This is a genomic window from Streptomyces sp. NPDC058464 (assembly GCF_042721035.1).
Lineage (GTDB): Bacteria > Actinomycetota > Actinomycetes > Streptomycetales > Streptomycetaceae > Streptomyces.
In genome coordinates, this window is record NZ_JBHXMA010000007.1 from 269,512 (window position 1) to 284,244 (window position 14,733).

Here is a 14,733-nt window from a genome sequence, read left to right on the forward strand (position 1 = left end):
CGCGATCACACCTCCAGGCCGGAGCCACTTCCTCCGCTGCCGGAGCCGGCGCCCCCGTCGTCGTACGAGGGCGGGCTCGTGGCGAGGCCCAGAGCCTTGCGCGCGGTGACGGTCCGCTTCGGGTCGAGCAGCGTCGAACCCTTGTCGTAATGGGTGTAGTACGTGTCCGCGTCCGTGGCCTTCGCGGCCTTCGCCCACTCCGCCTTCGCCCGGTCGAGGTCCGCGACCAGGTCGCTCACCGGCTGCTTCGCGTCCGGGGCCCAGCCGTGCGCGCGCAGCATCGCGGTCTGCTTGCCGAGCGCCGTGGTCACCCGGTCCGCCCACTGCCGGTAGCCGGGCAGGTCGTCCTCGACGTACTCGGCCTCGGGGACGGTGCCGAGGGCGGAGTTGAGGACGTGCGCGGCGTCCAGGTAGGCGACCTGGTCGTCGTCCAGCACGCTCTCGTCGTTGCGCAGCGAGCCGGACAGGGTGCGGCCCTCGGTGGTGTTGCCGAAGACGCAGGCCACCTCCCGGTCGCCGTACCCCCAACTGTCCTCACTGGGCGTGAAGTAGTACACGTCGACGTCGTCGGGGATCGCCCAGCCGTCCATCGCGTAGCCGTCCTCCAGGGCGTAGCAGCGCCGGTCGGCGGAGTCGCCGACGCTGTCGTCACCCGGGTAGGACGAGCCCTTGAGCTTGTAGGTGGCGAAGACCTCGCCGTCGTGCGCCTTCTCGCAGTCCACCACGTCGACGTCGGAGACCAGGTCGCCGGTGAGCGTGCCGTCGGGGGTGTCGAAGCAGTCGCCGGTGGCGAGGGAGAGGCTGGAGCTGTCGTTCGCGCCCTCCTTGAAGCCCTCCCAGAAGTCGGCCGCCCCGCCGGTGGCCAGCAGCAGCACCCACAGGGCGAGCCCGACCGAGGAGAGCACCGACCCGATGATCGCCATCGCCTTGCCGCGCTCACCGCGCCTGCGGATCTGGCCGAGCCCGATCAGCCCCAGCACCAGCCCCACCCCCGGCAGACAGCACAGCAGCCCGAGCACGAGGGAGGCGATGGCGAGCCCGTTGACGGGCGGCTGGGCGGGGTAGGGGCCGTAGCCCTGCCCCCAGGGCTGGTACGGCCCGGGGTACGGCGGCTGCTGCCCGTACGGTCCCTGCGGGTACTGCGGGTACTGCGGCTGGCCCGACTGAGGCGGTGGATAGGGCCCTTGTGGCTGGTGGGGGCCGGGGGGCGGAGGTATGGACACCGGTACCGTGCTCCTGAGGGGGCGTCGGGCCGCGCGGAAACGGACGACTGGACTGACGTACGACTGCGCGCATCGTAAGCGCGCCGTGAACGGGGGCGGAATGAGGGTGGGGAAGGCGACCGTGCGCGCGGTGAACGGCCTGACCGCACGCTGGGCGGCCGCGTCGGAGGGCGGCACGGTCTTCTCGGCGGCCGGGGTCTGGCCACTGCTGGCCTTCCTCGCGGACGGGGCACACGGCAGGGCGCGCACCGAACTGGCGGACGCGCTGGGCGTGCCGGCGGAGGAGGCGGCGGGCACGGCGCGGGAGTTGCTGGGCGCGATGGCGGGCATGCGCGGCCTGGACACCGCCCTGGGCCTGTGGACGAGGCGGACCCTGGAGCTGCGGGAGGCCTGGACGGCGGGGCTGCCCGCCGGGACGCACGGGGTGCTCACCGGGGACCCGGCGGCGGACCGCGCTGCGCTGGACGCCTGGGCCGTCCGGCACACCGGCGGGCTCGTCGACCGGATGCCGGTCGAGATCCGCGAGAACACGGAGTTGGTGCTGGCCGGTGCACTCGCGATGCGCACGCGCTGGCTGGCGCCCTTCGACGAGGTGCCGTTGGAGACGGCGTACGAGCCCTGGGCGGGGCCCGTCGAACGGCTCGGCCTGCGCCGCTCCAGTGTCCTGCTGGACCGGATCGGCGTGGCCGGTACCCCGGACGGCGTCGTCACCGAGCTGAAGGTGCTGGGCGACAACGCCCTCGACGTCCACCTGCTGCTCGGCGAGGAGCGGATGACACCCGGGCAGGTGCTGGGCGCCGGCCTCGGCGTCCTGGACGGCACTCACCGGGTGGTGCCGGGCGGTCTGCTCCCCTACGGGGCGCCCGGACCGGGGCTGAGCGTGGAGAGGGTGCGCTGCGAGAGACCTCAGCCACCGCGGCTCGACGTGACGACGGTGGCGTACGACCTGGCGGCGGGCCACGATCTGCTCGCGCTGCACCGGCTGTTCGGGCTCACGACGGCGAGGGACGTGCGTCAGGGGCACTTCCCCGGGATCAGCGCCTTCCCGCTGGCCGTCGGGTCGGCCGAGCAGGCCACCATGGCGAGGTTCGGCTCACTCGGCTTCGAGGCGGCGGCGGTGACGGCGTTCGGGGCAGTCGCGGCGGGCCCCCGGCCCGAGCGGCGTCACGTCACCACCCGGATCGGCGCCGCCTTCGACCGCCCCTTCGGCTTCCTCGCCCTGCACCGCCACTCCCGGCTCGTCCTCGCGGCGGGCTGGGTGACGGATCCCCCGCCCTTCCCCGAGTACCCCTGGGAGCACGACGAATGAACGACACCGTCCGCGCCGTCAACGCGCTCACCGCACGCTGGGCGCGGCAGACCAGACAGGGCACGGTCTTCTCGGCCGCCGGGGTCTGGCCGCTGCTGGCCTTCCTCGCCGACGGCGCCGCGGGCCCGGCCCGGGACGAACTGACCCGGGCCGTGGGGATGCAAGCCGACCAGGCCGCCGCCGGTGCGCGGGAGTTACTCACGGGGCTCGACTCGATGCCGGGCGTCGGAGCGGCTCTGGGGCTGTGGACCGACCGGGCGCTGGAGCTGCGCGAGCAGTGGGCGGCGGGGCTGCCCGCCGACGCGCACGGCGTGCTCGACGCCGATCCGGCGGCCGCCCAGGAGGCGCTGGACGCGTGGGCGGCGAAGCGCACCGAGGGGCTGGTGGAACGGATGCCGGTCCGGCCGGCCGAGGGCGCCCGGATGGTGCTGGCGACCGCGCTGGCGCTGCGCACGGACTGGCAGCACCCGTTCCGGGAGACGATGCTGCGGCCCGGCTCCGGGCCCTGGCAGGGCCGTACGCTGTCCGGTCTGCACCGCAGCAGCGTCCGCCTGGACCGGATCTGCGTGGCCGCGGGCCCGGACGGGCACGTCACCACGGTGAAGGTCCTCGGGGACAACGGCCTCGACGTGCACCTGGTGCTCGGCGCGGAGGGCATGGCTCCCGGGCAGGTACTGCACACGGGCATCGGCGTCCTGGAGCGTGCCCTGCCGGTGGCGACCGGCGGACAGCTCCCCTACGGGCCCGCGGGGCCGGGTGTGCTCGTGGAGCGGGAGCCGTGCGCGGCCCCGGATCCGATCCGGCTCGACGTGACCACCCCGGGCTTCGCGGTCCGCGCCGACCACGACCTGCTCCAGCTCCACGGGCTGTTCGGGCTCTCCACGGCCGCGGGCGCCCGCGAGGGGCACTTCCCCGGGATCAGCGCCGCGCCGCTCGCCGTCGGGGCGGCCGGGCAGTCCGCGGTCGCGGAGTTCGGGCCGCTGGGCTTCCGGGCCGCCGCGGTCACCGCCGTGGTGGCGGCGCCGGGCGGCGGGCCGCCGCGGTACCGGCACGAGTCCACGGTGGTGCGGGCCGCCTTCGACCGCCCGTTCGGCTTCCTCGCCGTGCACCGGGAGAGCCGGCTGGTGCTGGCGGCGGGGTGGGTGACGGAGCCGGCGGTCGTGGGCGAGCTGTAGCGACCGCGATGCGCCGTCGTTCGGCTGCGGGTGCGTGGGGGCTGGTCGCGCAGTTCCCCGCGCCCCTTACGGGGCGCTACAGCCGGCGTCCGCAACAACGCGCCCCAAAGGGGCGCGGGGAACTGCGCGACCGGCCACGACGGCGCCGCAGACGGACGACGGCACTACCAGCGGGGCGCCTAGTCGAAGTCCGTGGCCCGGGTGCGCTTCTCCCAGGCGGCGATGTCGGATCGTACGACGTCCAGTTGGGTCAGTACGGCGGTCACCGCGTCGTCGCCGAGGGGGAGGTGGAGCGGGGTCTGCTCGGCGTCCAGGGCGGCCAGGATCAGGGCGGCCGCCTTGGCCGGGTCGCCGGGCTGGGTGCCGTCGCCGCCCTCGACGAAGCCGCGGGTCTCGGCGACCTTGGCGTACACGCCGGTGTCGGAGCTGGCCCCGGCCCGGCTCGTGTCGAAGAGCGCGGTGCGGAAGGCGCCCGGCTCCACGATCAGCACCTTGATCCCGAACTCCTTCACCTCGTCGGCGAGTCCCTCGGACATGCCCTCCAGCGCGAACTTCGTGCCGCTGTAGGCGGAGAAGCCGGCGAAGGACATCTGCCCGCCCATGCTGCTCATCTGGACGACGGCTCCCGAGCGCTGTGCGCGCAGGTGCGGCAGCACCGCCCGGACCAGCGCGGCCGGGCCGAACACGTGCAGGTCGAACAGGTCGCGCAGTTCGGCGTCGGTGGTCTCCTCGAAGGCGCCGACGTGCGTGCGGCCCGCGTTGTTGACGAGGACGTCGATCCGGCCGTGGCGGGCGATCACATCCTGTACGGCGGGCCCGATCGCCGCCGTGTCCGTGACGTCCAGGCGGACCGGGTCCACCCGGCCGGGGTGGGCGGCGGCCAGCTCCGCCAGTGCCTCGGGGCGCCGGGCCGCCCCGACCACGGTGTCACCCGCGGCGAGCGCGGCCTCGGCGAGCGCCCGGCCGAAGCCGCTGCTCGCGCCGGTGATCAGCCAGACCCTGCTCATCACTCAGTCTCCCTGTCCTCTGCGGTCTGCTCAGCCAACCACCCTTATCCGAAAGGGAGTTCACGTCCAATGGGTTTCCGCGGCGGGTTCACCTCACCGGCGTACGCCGGGCACAGCGGCAGCCGTACCGTGAACACCGTGCGGCCCGGTTCGCTGCTGGCCTCGGCGGAGCCGCCGTGGGCGGCGGAGACGGCGGCGACGATCGCGAGGCCGAGGCCGCTGCTGCCGGTGGCCCGGGAGCGGGAGGCGTCACCGCGGGCGAACCGCTCGAAGATCCGGGGCAGCAGGTCGGGCGGGATGCCGGGGCCGTCGTCGGCGACCCGGATCAGCGCCTGGTCGTCGGTGGTCCGCACGGTGACGGTGACCTTGGTGCCGGGCGGGGTGTGGGTGCGGGCGTTGGCGAGGAGGTTGGCGACGACCTGGTGGAGGCGGTCCGGGTCCCCCTCGACCAGCACCAGGTTGCCCGGCATCAGGAACTCCCAGCGGTGGTCGGGTCCGGCCGCGCGGGCGTCGGCCACGGCCTCGGCGAGCAGGGGGCCGAGGCCCACCTCCTCGTGGGCCAGCGGGCGGCCGGTGTCCAGGCGGGCGAGGAGCAGCAGATCCTCCACGAGGGTGCGCATGCGGCCGATGCCGGACTCCATGCGGCCCAGCGCGTACTCGGCCTGCGGGGCCGCCGACTTCGGGGCGCGGCGCACCAGTTGAAGATGTCCGGCGACGGAGGCGAGCGGGGTGCGCAGTTCGTGTCCGGCGTCGGCGAGGAAGTCCCGCATGCGCAGTTCGGTGGCGTAGCGGTCGGCGAGGGCGCTCTCGACGTGTCCCAGGAGCCGGTTGACGGCCTCGGCGAGCCGGCCGGTCTCGGTGGCGTGGTCGGCGTCCGGCACCCGTTCCAGGGCGCGGACCTCGCCGTGTCCGAGCGGTTCGCGGGAGATGCGGGTGGCGGTGGCGACGACGCGTTGCAGGGGCCGTAGCTGACGGCCGATCACGGTGGCCGCGATGAGCGCGGCGACGGCGAGGGCGGCGGCCGCGATCGCCGACTCGACGGCCAGCAGCCGGCCGAGCATCTGGTCCACCGGGCGCACCGACAGCGCGGTGACGACGGTGACCTCGGAGTTCGGGGTGTCGGCGCGCACGGCCTTGACCCGGTAGGTGCCGCGGCCGGGCAGGTCCAGGGTGTGGCGATGGCCGTCGGCCTCGATGGTGGCGAGGAGCCGCCGCTGCCCGGCGGTCGGGGCGGTCAGCTCCCCGGAGCCGGTCACGACCGCCGCGTGCCGGACGGTGCCCGAGCCGTGCCGGCCGGCCACGGAGACGCCGATGGTGCCCGCCGGGACCCCGAACGCCCTGAGGTAGGGCAGTCCGCTGGTCGGGGCGCCGATCTGGCCGCGGGCGGCCGACGAGTGCTCGGCGAGGGCGTCGAGTCGCTGGTCGAGGCCGGTCATCAGGTAGGTCCGCATGGTCAGCCCGGTGATGGCGATGATCGCGACGGAGAGGGCGGCCAGCAGCAGGCTGCTGGAGAGGATCATCCGGGAGCGCAGGCTCCGCGGGCGGCGCGGGCCGCGTCTCATCGCTTCGCTTCGGCGGGCTTCATCAGGTAGCCGACGCCGCGCACGGTGTGGATGAGGACGGAACGGTCGCGCTCGATCTTGCGGCGCAGGTAGCTGACGTAGCTCTCGACGATGCTCAGGTGGCGGTCGGCCTCGCCCGCCCAGACGTTGTCGAGGAGTTCGGCCCGGCCGAGGACCCGGCCGGTGTGCCGCATCAGGTAGCGCAGCAGCTCGAACTCCCGGGCGGTGAGCCGGACCGGGGTGCCGGCCCGGTGCACCTGCCGGGTCTCCTCGTCGAGGGTGAGGTCGCCGACGGCGAGCAGCGAGCCGCCCGCGCCTGCCGCGTCGCAGCGGCGCAGCAGGGCGCGCAGCCGGACCACGACCTCGTCGAGGTCGAACGGCTTGGGCACGTAGTCGTCGGCGCCCGCGCGCAGGCCGGCGACCCGGTCCTCGACGCTCTCCCGGGCGGTCAGGAACAGCACGGGGAGGTCCGGGCGGTAGGCCCGGAGGCGCCGCATCACCTCCAGGCCCTCCAGGTCGGGCAGTCCGCGGTCCAGGACGACCGCGTCGGGCCGGAAACCGCGGGCCGCGCTCACCGCCGTCGTGCCGTCCAGCGCGGGCTCGGTCCGCCAGCCCTCGGCCCGCAGCACTGTCACCAGCAGGTCGGTCAGGTCTTTCTCGTCGTCCACGACCAGGATCCGTGGGGTACCAGTGGATAACTTCATGGCCGGTGACCGTCCACCTCCCGGCCGTGAGACGCGTGGGTGCGGACTGTGAAAGAGCTGTCGGGCTGTCAGATCGGGCGCTCAGGGGCCTGGTTGCTCAGGCGCCCGCGGTGAGGCGCAGCCTGATCGTGCGGGCCTCGGGGCGCAGGGCGAACTCCGGCCACACGTCCGGGCCGCAGGCGCGGGAGCCGAGGCCGTGCTGGGCCGCGTCGACGATGAGGTGGCTCGTGGTGGACTCCGGGAGTTCGAAGGGGTGGGCGGCCCGGGCGAGTTGCTGCGGGGTGTGGCGGGAGAGGGTGAAGCCGGGGCGCCGCCCGCGGGTGTCGGGGAGGGCCTCGATGCGCAGAGCCCCGGTGTCGCCGCTGGTCAGCGTGAGCCGGCGGAGCCGGGAGCGGTGGCCGGTCTCCTGGGGGCGCGCGTAGTCCACCGACAGGTCGCGGACGGTGGCCGAGAACCGGCCGGTGCGGGCCGCCCGAAGGCTGTCGGGGTAGGACTCCAGCGGGCCCAGTCCGAACCACTCGGCGCCGTCCACGGGGGCCGTCCCGTCGGGGAGTTCGAAGCGCACCCCGATCCGCGGCCACACCGTGGACCAGCCGCGCGCGGGCTCGATCTCGACGCGCAGTTCCAGTTCGCCGTCCTCGATCGTCCAGACCGACTCCACGGTCACGGAGAGCGCGGAGTCCGCGGCGGAGACCCGGTCGACGGTGCGCAGCGCGTCCGGGGCCTGCTCCACGCCGACCCGGCGTGCGACGAGCCGGTCGAGTCCGTCCCGGCGCCACAGTTCGGCGCTGGAGACCCCCTCGGCGCTGGCGTCGCTGCCCTCCAGCCGGTCGGCGGTGCCCTCGTCGTTGTCGGTCGGGGCGCGGAACAACTCCAGCCGCGGCCCGGTCACGGGCCGCCCGGCGAGCCGGGTGAGGGAGCCGCCGGTGAACTCGGCGATGCCCAGCGCGAGGGTCCCCTCGCCCGGCCGCCAGCCGGACCGGGGGCGGACGGCGGGCACCGGCCGCCGTACCGAGCAGTCCAGCTGGGCGGTGGCGATCTCGTGTCCGGCGGGGGCCCAGGCGGTGTCCGTCGCCAGCACCGCCTCGACGGTCAGCCAGGTCTCGGCGTCCGCGGCCACCGCGACCGCGGGCAGCGGCACCCGGCCCGACTCGCCCGCCGCGAGCAGCGGGGTCTCCAGCTCCCCGGCCTCCACGGGGACGCCGTCGAACTCGACGCGCCAGCGGAAGCGCAGGTCGGAGGTGTCGGCCGAGTGCCGCAGGTTGGTGATGGCGAGCTTGTCGCCGTCGAAGGCGAACCGGACCGGCTGGACGACCGCCTTGAACTCGTGCAGGCCGGGCGTCGGCACGTCGTCGCTGAGCACCATGCCGTCCATCACGAAGTTGCCGTCGTGCACGACCTCCCCGAAGTCGCCGCCGTAGGCGTAGTACGGCGTCCCGTCGGGGGCGGTGGCCAGGATGCCGTGGTCGCGCCACTCCCAGACGAAGCCGCCGTGCAGCCGCGGGTGGCGGTGGACCAGTTCCTCGTACTGGTCGAGGGCGCCCGGACCGTTGCCCATCGCGTGGGCGTACTCGCACAGCAGGAACGGCTTGGTGCGCTGCCGGGCGCCCTGGGCGGGGGTGCAGCCGAGCAGCGGCGCGGTGGAGCCGTCGGTGCCGATCTGCTCGGTCTCCGGCACCGTCGCGTACATCCGGGAGTAGACGTCGGTGTAGTCGCCGGTGTAGTCGCCCTCGTAGTGGACGGGGCGCTCGGGGTCGCGGGCGTGCACCCAGGCGGACATGGCGGCGAGGTTGGCTCCGGTGCCCGCCTCGTTGCCGAGCGACCACATCACGACGCCGGGGTGGTTCTTGTCCCGTTCGACGGTGCGCTCGATGCGGTCCAGGCAGGCGGCGCGCCAGGCGGGATCGTCGGTCGGGTTGCCGACCCAGCCGACCTTGTCGAAGCCGTGGGTCTCCAGGTCGCACTCCAGGACGACCCAGAAGCCGAGTTCGTCGGCGAGGTCGAGCAGCCGGGGGTGCGGCGGGTAGTGGCTGGTGCGGATGGCGTTCACGTTGAACCGCTTCATCCGGGCCAGGTCCGCGCGGGCGTGCGCCTCGTCGAAGACCCGGCCGCGCTCGGGGTGGGCCTCGTGCCGGTTCATGCCGTGGAAGACGACCCGGCGGCCGTTGACGAGGAACTGGTCGCCGCGGATCTCGACCGTGCGGAAGCCGATGCGCAGGGCGATGGTCTCGGCGGCGGAGGAGACGGTCGCGTCGTAGAGCCGGGGCAGTTCGGCCGACCAGGGCTCCGCCTCCGGGACGTCGACCGGCGCCACGTCGGCGGCCGTCTCCCAGACCCGCTCCACGCCCAGTTCGGGGATGCGCAGGGTGACCGGGAACGCGGCCGCGCCGGCGGTGACCTCGGTCTCGACGCGGCCGCGCCCGCCGTCGTACCCGGTGCGCAGCCAGACGTCCTCGATGCCGCCGGCCGGGCGGGCGAGCAGGGTGACGTCCCGGAAGATGCCCGGCAGCCACCACTGGTCCTGGTCCTCCAGGTAGCTGGCCGCCGACCACTGGTGCACGCGTACCGCGACGGTGTTGCCGCCGGGGCGCACCGCGGACGTCACGTCGAACTCGTGGGCCAGCCGGCTGCCGCTCGCGCTGCCGATCTCGACGCCGTTCACCCACACCTTGAACAACGACTCGACGCCGTCGAACCGCAGCACGACGCGTTCGGCGTCCGCCCAGTCGGCGGGGAGGTCGAAGTGGCGGCGGTAGTCGCCGGTGGGGTTCTCGTCGGGGACGTGCGGCGGGTCGATCGGGAACGGGAACTGGATGTTCGTGTAGGCAGGCCGGCCGTGGGCGCCGTCGCCCTCCAGCACCCAGTGGGCCGGCACCGGGATGCCCGCCCAGCCCCGGTCGTCGAACTCCTCGGCCGTGAAGTCCTCGGCCACGGCCGCCGTGGGCGACAGCCGGAAGCGCCAGGGGCCGTTCAGCGAGAGCGACGGGGCGTCGGAGTGCAGCCAGGAGCGGGCCGGACGCAGGGCGCCGTGCCAGGGGGTGGGGTCCGATACGTACGCGGTGGGGTCGGAGGCCAAGACGTCACAACTTTCTTGATGATGGGGAGAACGAGAACGCCCCGTAAGGGGCGCGGTGCTGTATCGATATGCGGCTCCGCCGCGTGGGCGCGACCAGCCACGACGGAGCCGCAGACGGCAGACGGCAGATCGCGGCCCTACCTGCGGAGCACGACCGTGCGGATCTCCCAGGGGCCGAGGACGAGGTCGAGTCCGTCCCGCACCGGTTCGGGGGCGAGCGGCCGGCCGAGCAGGTCGACCGTGGTCGCCTCGGTGAAGGCGCCGGTCACGCGGACGGCCGTCGCGGTGTCCCGCATCGCGGCCAGCCGGACCTCGGTGCCGGGCCCGTGCTCGGGGTCGGTGACGCGGCGGATGCTCGACACGTGCACGTCCCGGCCGTCGACCTGGACGCCGTGTGCGTCCGGGGGCAGCGGGCCGCCGGCGGGCGCGGTGCCGCGGGTGACGAGGCAGTCGCTCCGGAACTCCTCCGCCAGGGCGACGGCGTTCGCGCCCTGCCAGCCGGCCGCCCAGGGCAGCACCGCGAACCGGTTCTCGATGCGCATGCCGAGGTCCTGGGCGCCCGGGGCGGGGATCTCGCTCGCTGCGGGTTCGTCGCGCAGGGGGTGGATGTTCACGCTGATGGAGCCGATGGCGCGCAGCAGGGTGAGGGCGAGTGCGGAGCCGTCGTCGACGAGTTCGTACTCGGCGGAGTGGTCGAGCAGGACGGTGGCCGGGCCCGCCGACACGAAGGTGCTCGCCGGGAAGGTCGGGAGCGGGTACTCGCCCCAGCCGCCCTCGGCGGTCAGGCCGCGCTCGGTGACGGCGAACTGCCCGGCCGACGCGGAGCCGGTGACGGGCACCGGCAGCGGGACGTGCAGGCGCAGCCGGTGGTCGGCGGACCGGTTCAGGAACGCGGTGGAGACCCGGACGAAGGGCTCGCCCGCGCGGACCTCCACCAGCATCTCCACGGGGGTCGGGACGGTACGGCCGCCGCGCCGGTCCCGGTCGCCGTCGGCGAGCGCTTCCGGCCACTCGTAGACGCGGGTGACGCGCAACCGGGCCCGCAGCGGGCCGTCTTCGAGGAGTTCGACGTCGACGCCGGTCGGTTCGGACACCAGGACGTCGTGGGCCGGCGGGGCGTAGTTGTAGCTGTCGCCGCGGTCGCCGCCGTCGACCAGGCGGCCGACGCCGGACAGGACGGTGCCGTCGACGCCGGTCACGTCCAGGGTGCCGTCGGCGGCGACGGCGACCTTGACCAGGCCGTTGGAGAGGGTGTCCGCCGTCGCCGTCGCGCCCGGCGTCGCGGGGGCGGCGGGCCGGTCGCCCGCCGCGACCCGGAAGGCGGCCAGCCCGCCGGCCGGGACGGGCACCGCCACCAGCGCGGTGGCCCGGGCCTGGGCCAGGGTCCGTACCCGCCACTCCCCCGGATGCGCCGCGGCCGCCGCGGCGACCTCGCCGCGCAGGGTCATCAGGTCGAACGGGCCGTCCGGGACCTCGGCGAGATGGAAGACCAGGGAGTTCGGGGAGAGTTCGTAGCCGTCGATCAGCAGGCCGAACAGCTCGCGGCGGTGGATACGGCGCAGGATGCGTTCCAGCTGGGAGGCGTCGAGCCGCTCGTCGCTGAGGACGGTGGGGGCCTGGGAGACCAACTGCACGGGGTGCGCCGCGCCGTCGGCGGTGGTCGCGACCAGCGTGCTGCCCTCCGGGGCGGCCACCACGTCCACCTCGACCAGCGCGGTCCGCGGCGCCGGCAGCGGGTTGGCGACCAGGTAGGCGTCGGCGGGCACCCCGGCGGCGGGCTCGGCGAGGGCCGCGTCCCGGACCGCGCGGGCGGTCTGCGCGGCCTCGGCGAGGCGGGCCGCGACCTGGTCGCAGGTCTCGTCGGTGCCGGAACCGACCACGGAGTCGTGCGCGGTTGACTCGATGATCTTGTGCCAGGCGAGGGCCAGGAAGTTCGCGTCGTCGCGGCGGGACCACAGGGCGTTCATCCGCTCGGCGTGGTCGACGGTCCGCTCGGCGGCGGCCATCCGCTGCTTGAGCCCGAGCCGCACCGACAGCACGCCCGGCAGGATGTTGCCCCGTACGTGACTGCGGAGTTCACCGGTGACGACGGCGGTCACCTCGTCCCGCGCGTGCCCCCGGATGTACTCGTCGAGCGTGGCGACGGTGATCGGCCGCTCTTCGCCGGACGCCTTCCGCAGCCACTCCCCGAGGCGCGGGTCGGGCGCGTTGTGGTCGGTGCCGGCCATGGCGAGCAGCGGGTCGCCGCCCCAGCGTCCGGCGGTCATCTCGGCGTACTCGCCGAGCGCGTGCCGGATCCGGTCGGGCACCAGCAGGACGTCGAGACCGTTGTCGTACCCGTCGAAGAGGAACTCGGTGCGCACCTCGGAGCCGTCGGGCGCGCGCCAGTGGAAGGCGTGCCCGTCGACCGTGCCGGGCACCCCGCGCCACAGTGCCGCGTGCTCGATGCCGGCGCGCGCCAGGATCTGCGGCATCTGCGCGATGTGGCCGAACATGTCCGGCAGATAGCCGATCGGCATCGCGCCCCCGAGGCGTTCCGCGGCGGCCCAGCCCATCTGGAGGTTGCGGACGACGGTCTCACCGGAGCAGAGGAACTCGTCGAGCAGGATCAGCCACGGCCCGACGGCCAGCCGGCCCTCGCGGACCAGGGCCGCGACCCGGTCACGGTTCTCGGGCCGCATCTCCAGGTAGTCCTCGACCGCGGCCATCTGCCCGTCGACGGTGAACCGGAAGTCCGGGTCGGCCTCGGCCGTCGCCAGCACGGTGTCGAGGGCGGTGACCAGGCGGTGCCGGAACACCTGGAACGGCTCGTACCACTCCCGGTCCCAGTGGAAGTGGGGCACGAACACGGCGGAGTCGGTCATGGAGGGAGACACCTTCTGTGCGTGGGGGGCGTCACTTGAGCGAGCCGGCGGCGAGGCCGGTGCGCCAGAACCGCTGGAGGAGGATGAACACGACGATCACCGGCAGGATCGACACCAGCGAGCCGGTGATGATGGACTGCTGGAGCAGCGGGGCGCGGGCCGTCTGGCCGTTCCACTCGTACAGGCCGAGCGTGATCGGGAAGAGGGACTCCTTCTGCAGCATCACCATCGGCAGGAAGAAGTTGTTCCAGATGGCCACGAACTGGAACAGGAAGATGGTCACCAGGGCCGGTGTCATCAGCCGGAACCCCACCGAGAAGAAGATCCGGAACTCACCGGCACCGTCCAGCCGCGCCGACTCGATCAGCTCCTGCGGCACGGACGCGTTGGCGAAGATCCGCGCCAGGTAGACGCCGAACGGGCTGACGATGCTGGGCAGGAACACCGCGAGGTAGGTGTTGACGAGCCCGGTCGCCGAGAACAGCAGGAACAGCGGCAGGGCGAGCGCGGTCGTGGGCACCAGGACGCCGCCGAGGATGACGGAGAACAGGAACTCCCGGCCGCGGAAGGCGAACTTGGCGAGGGCGTAGCCGCACAGCGCGGAGATCAGGGTGCCCACGGCCGCGCCCAGCACCGCGTAGAGGACGGTGTTGAGGGCCCAGCGGCCGAAGATGCCGTCGCTGCGGGTGAACAGGGTGTGCAGGTTCTCGAACAGGTTGAAGTGCGAGAACACCAGCCCGTTGGTGGCGGCGAGGTCGCCCTGCGGCTTGGTCGAGGCGACGACCAGGAAGTACACCGGCAGCAGGAAGTAGACGGCCAGGAGCAGCATCAGCCCCATGGCGGCCGTACGGCTGACCCGGCTCTCGCGGTTGATGGTCGGTGTGCTCACAGTCCGGCCTTCTTCGAGGTCAGTCGCATGAACCCGAAGCTCAAGACGAAGGTGATGACGGCGATGACGACGGAGATGGCCGCTGCCTGCTGGTAGTTGTTCCCGGAGGCCACCGTGTAGGCGAGCATGTTCGGGGTGAACGTGCTGGAGATGTTCGAGGAGATCTGCCGCAGCACGGCCGGCTCGGCGTACAGCTGGAGCGTGCCGATGATCGAGAAGACGGTGGTCAGGACGATCGACGGGGCGATGATCGGCACCTTGATCCGCCAGGCGATGGCCCAGTTGGAGGCGCCGTCGAGCTTCGCTGCCTCGTAGAGCTCCTGCGGGATCGACTGCAGCGCCGAGAACATGATCAGCATGTTGTAGCCGGTCCACAGCCAGGTGGAGACGTTCGCGGCCGACCAGAGCACGGCGCCGGGGCCGAGGAAGTCAGGATGGAGCCCGATGCCGTTCAGCAGGTCGACGACCGGGCTGAGCTGGGGCGAGTAGAGGTACGACCACATGATCGCGGCGATCACGCCGGGCACCGCGTACGGCATGAACGCGACGATGCGGAAGAACCCCTTGGCCCGCAGCAGGGGCGTGTCGAGCAGCAGCGCGATGATCAGGGCCACGAACAGCATGACCGGCACCTGCACGACGCCGAACAGCCCGATGCGGCCGATGCTGGACCAGAACTCGTGGTTCTGGAACACCTGCCCGTACTGCTCGAAGCCGCCGAAGGTGGTGTACGACGTCCCGTACTGGCCGCCGGAGCGGCGCACGACGCGGAAGCTCTGCCAGAGGGCGTAGCCGACCGGCACCAGGTAGAAGAGCAGGAACGGCAGGAAGAACGGGGTCACGAAGGCGGCAACGGTGGCCGCCCGGGGGCCGCCGCCGGTCGGTGGACGGACGCCCCCAGGCGGGGTGCGCCCGCCGGCCGAG

10 protein-coding genes are annotated in these 14,733 nt (G+C 73.6%); 2 read left to right on the forward strand and 8 right to left on the reverse strand.

Going from position 1 to position 14,733, the window contains the following annotated elements:
• Window positions 1-5: 5 nt before the first annotated feature.
• A complete protein-coding gene (locus tag ACFWPQ_RS12885; RefSeq protein WP_384032694.1) occupies window positions 6-1,223 on the reverse strand; it encodes a DUF4190 domain-containing protein in 1,218 nt (405 codons plus the stop codon).
• Between the two features lie 100 nt (window positions 1,224-1,323).
• Here ACFWPQ_RS12885 and ACFWPQ_RS12890 point away from each other — a divergent pair, with 100 nt between their 5' ends.
• Together ACFWPQ_RS12890 and ACFWPQ_RS12895 are read left to right on the forward strand one after the other, a co-directional pair.
• The gene (locus tag ACFWPQ_RS12890) at window positions 1,324-2,532 is read left to right on the forward strand and encodes a serpin family protein (RefSeq protein WP_384032696.1); all 1,209 of its coding nucleotides are present in this window, start codon (window positions 1,324-1,326) and stop codon (window positions 2,530-2,532) included.
• On the forward strand, window positions 2,529-3,707 hold the full coding sequence (locus tag ACFWPQ_RS12895; protein ID WP_384032698.1) for a serpin family protein: 1,179 nt from the start codon (window positions 2,529-2,531) through the stop codon (window positions 3,705-3,707). The genes ACFWPQ_RS12890 and ACFWPQ_RS12895 overlap by 4 nt, the downstream gene beginning before the upstream one ends.
• Window positions 3,708-3,886: 179 nt before the next feature.
• Here the strand turns inward: ACFWPQ_RS12895 and ACFWPQ_RS12900 are convergent, their stop codons facing one another.
• The 7 genes from ACFWPQ_RS12900 to ACFWPQ_RS12930 all read right to left on the reverse strand — a co-directional run bounded on the left by ACFWPQ_RS12900 (window position 3,887) and on the right by ACFWPQ_RS12930 (window position 14,651).
• Complete coding sequence (locus ACFWPQ_RS12900; RefSeq protein ID WP_384032700.1) at window positions 3,887-4,714, reverse strand: oxidoreductase; 828 nt, start codon at window positions 4,712-4,714, stop codon at window positions 3,887-3,889.
• 44 nt (window positions 4,715-4,758) lie between these two features.
• Window positions 4,759-6,276 carry a sensor histidine kinase gene (locus tag ACFWPQ_RS12905; protein ID WP_384032702.1) on the reverse strand — a complete coding sequence of 506 codons (1,518 nt, stop codon included), beginning with the start codon at window positions 6,274-6,276 and terminating at the stop codon, window positions 4,759-4,761.
• On the reverse strand, window positions 6,273-6,980 hold the full coding sequence (locus ACFWPQ_RS12910) for a response regulator transcription factor (RefSeq protein ID WP_384032704.1): 708 nt from the start codon (window positions 6,978-6,980) through the stop codon (window positions 6,273-6,275). Before ACFWPQ_RS12910 ends, ACFWPQ_RS12905 begins: the two co-directional genes overlap by 4 nt.
• A gap of 97 nt (window positions 6,981-7,077) precedes the next feature.
• Complete coding sequence (locus ACFWPQ_RS12915; protein ID WP_384032706.1) at window positions 7,078-10,056, reverse strand: glycoside hydrolase family 2 TIM barrel-domain containing protein; 2,979 nt, start codon at window positions 10,054-10,056, stop codon at window positions 7,078-7,080.
• A gap of 137 nt (window positions 10,057-10,193) precedes the next feature.
• Window positions 10,194-12,920: an alpha-mannosidase gene (locus ACFWPQ_RS12920; RefSeq protein ID WP_384032708.1), complete on the reverse strand. Its 2,727-nt coding sequence runs from the start codon at window positions 12,918-12,920 to the stop codon at window positions 10,194-10,196.
• A gap of 31 nt (window positions 12,921-12,951) precedes the next feature.
• Window positions 12,952-13,758, reverse strand: a complete 807-nt coding sequence (locus ACFWPQ_RS12925) for a carbohydrate ABC transporter permease (RefSeq protein ID WP_361292309.1) — start codon at window positions 13,756-13,758, stop codon at window positions 12,952-12,954.
• A 47-nt stretch (window positions 13,759-13,805) separates the two neighbouring features.
• Window positions 13,806-14,651, reverse strand: a complete 846-nt coding sequence (locus ACFWPQ_RS12930) for a carbohydrate ABC transporter permease (RefSeq protein WP_384032723.1) — start codon at window positions 14,649-14,651, stop codon at window positions 13,806-13,808.
• Window positions 14,652-14,733: the final 82 nt, after the last annotated feature.

Excerpts from the sequence above, each read along its gene's own strand:
- ACFWPQ_RS12890 (WP_384032696.1), top strand. The coding sequence starts at position 1,324 with ATGAGGGTGGGGAAGGCGACCGTGCGCGCGGTGAACGGCCTGACCGCA.
- ACFWPQ_RS12895 (WP_384032698.1), top strand. The coding sequence starts at position 2,529 with ATGAACGACACCGTCCGCGCCGTCAACGCGCTCACCGCACGCTGGGCG.
- ACFWPQ_RS12900 (WP_384032700.1), bottom strand. The coding sequence starts at position 4,714 with ATGAGCAGGGTCTGGCTGATCACCGGCGCGAGCAGCGGCTTCGGCCGG.
- ACFWPQ_RS12905 (WP_384032702.1), bottom strand. The coding sequence starts at position 6,276 with ATGAGACGCGGCCCGCGCCGCCCGCGGAGCCTGCGCTCCCGGATGATC.
- ACFWPQ_RS12910 (WP_384032704.1), bottom strand. The coding sequence starts at position 6,980 with ATGAAGTTATCCACTGGTACCCCACGGATCCTGGTCGTGGACGACGAG.
- ACFWPQ_RS12920 (WP_384032708.1), bottom strand. The coding sequence starts at position 12,920 with ATGACCGACTCCGCCGTGTTCGTGCCCCACTTCCACTGGGACCGGGAG.
- ACFWPQ_RS12925 (WP_361292309.1), bottom strand. The coding sequence starts at position 13,758 with ATGGGGCTGATGCTGCTCCTGGCCGTCTACTTCCTGCTGCCGGTGTAC.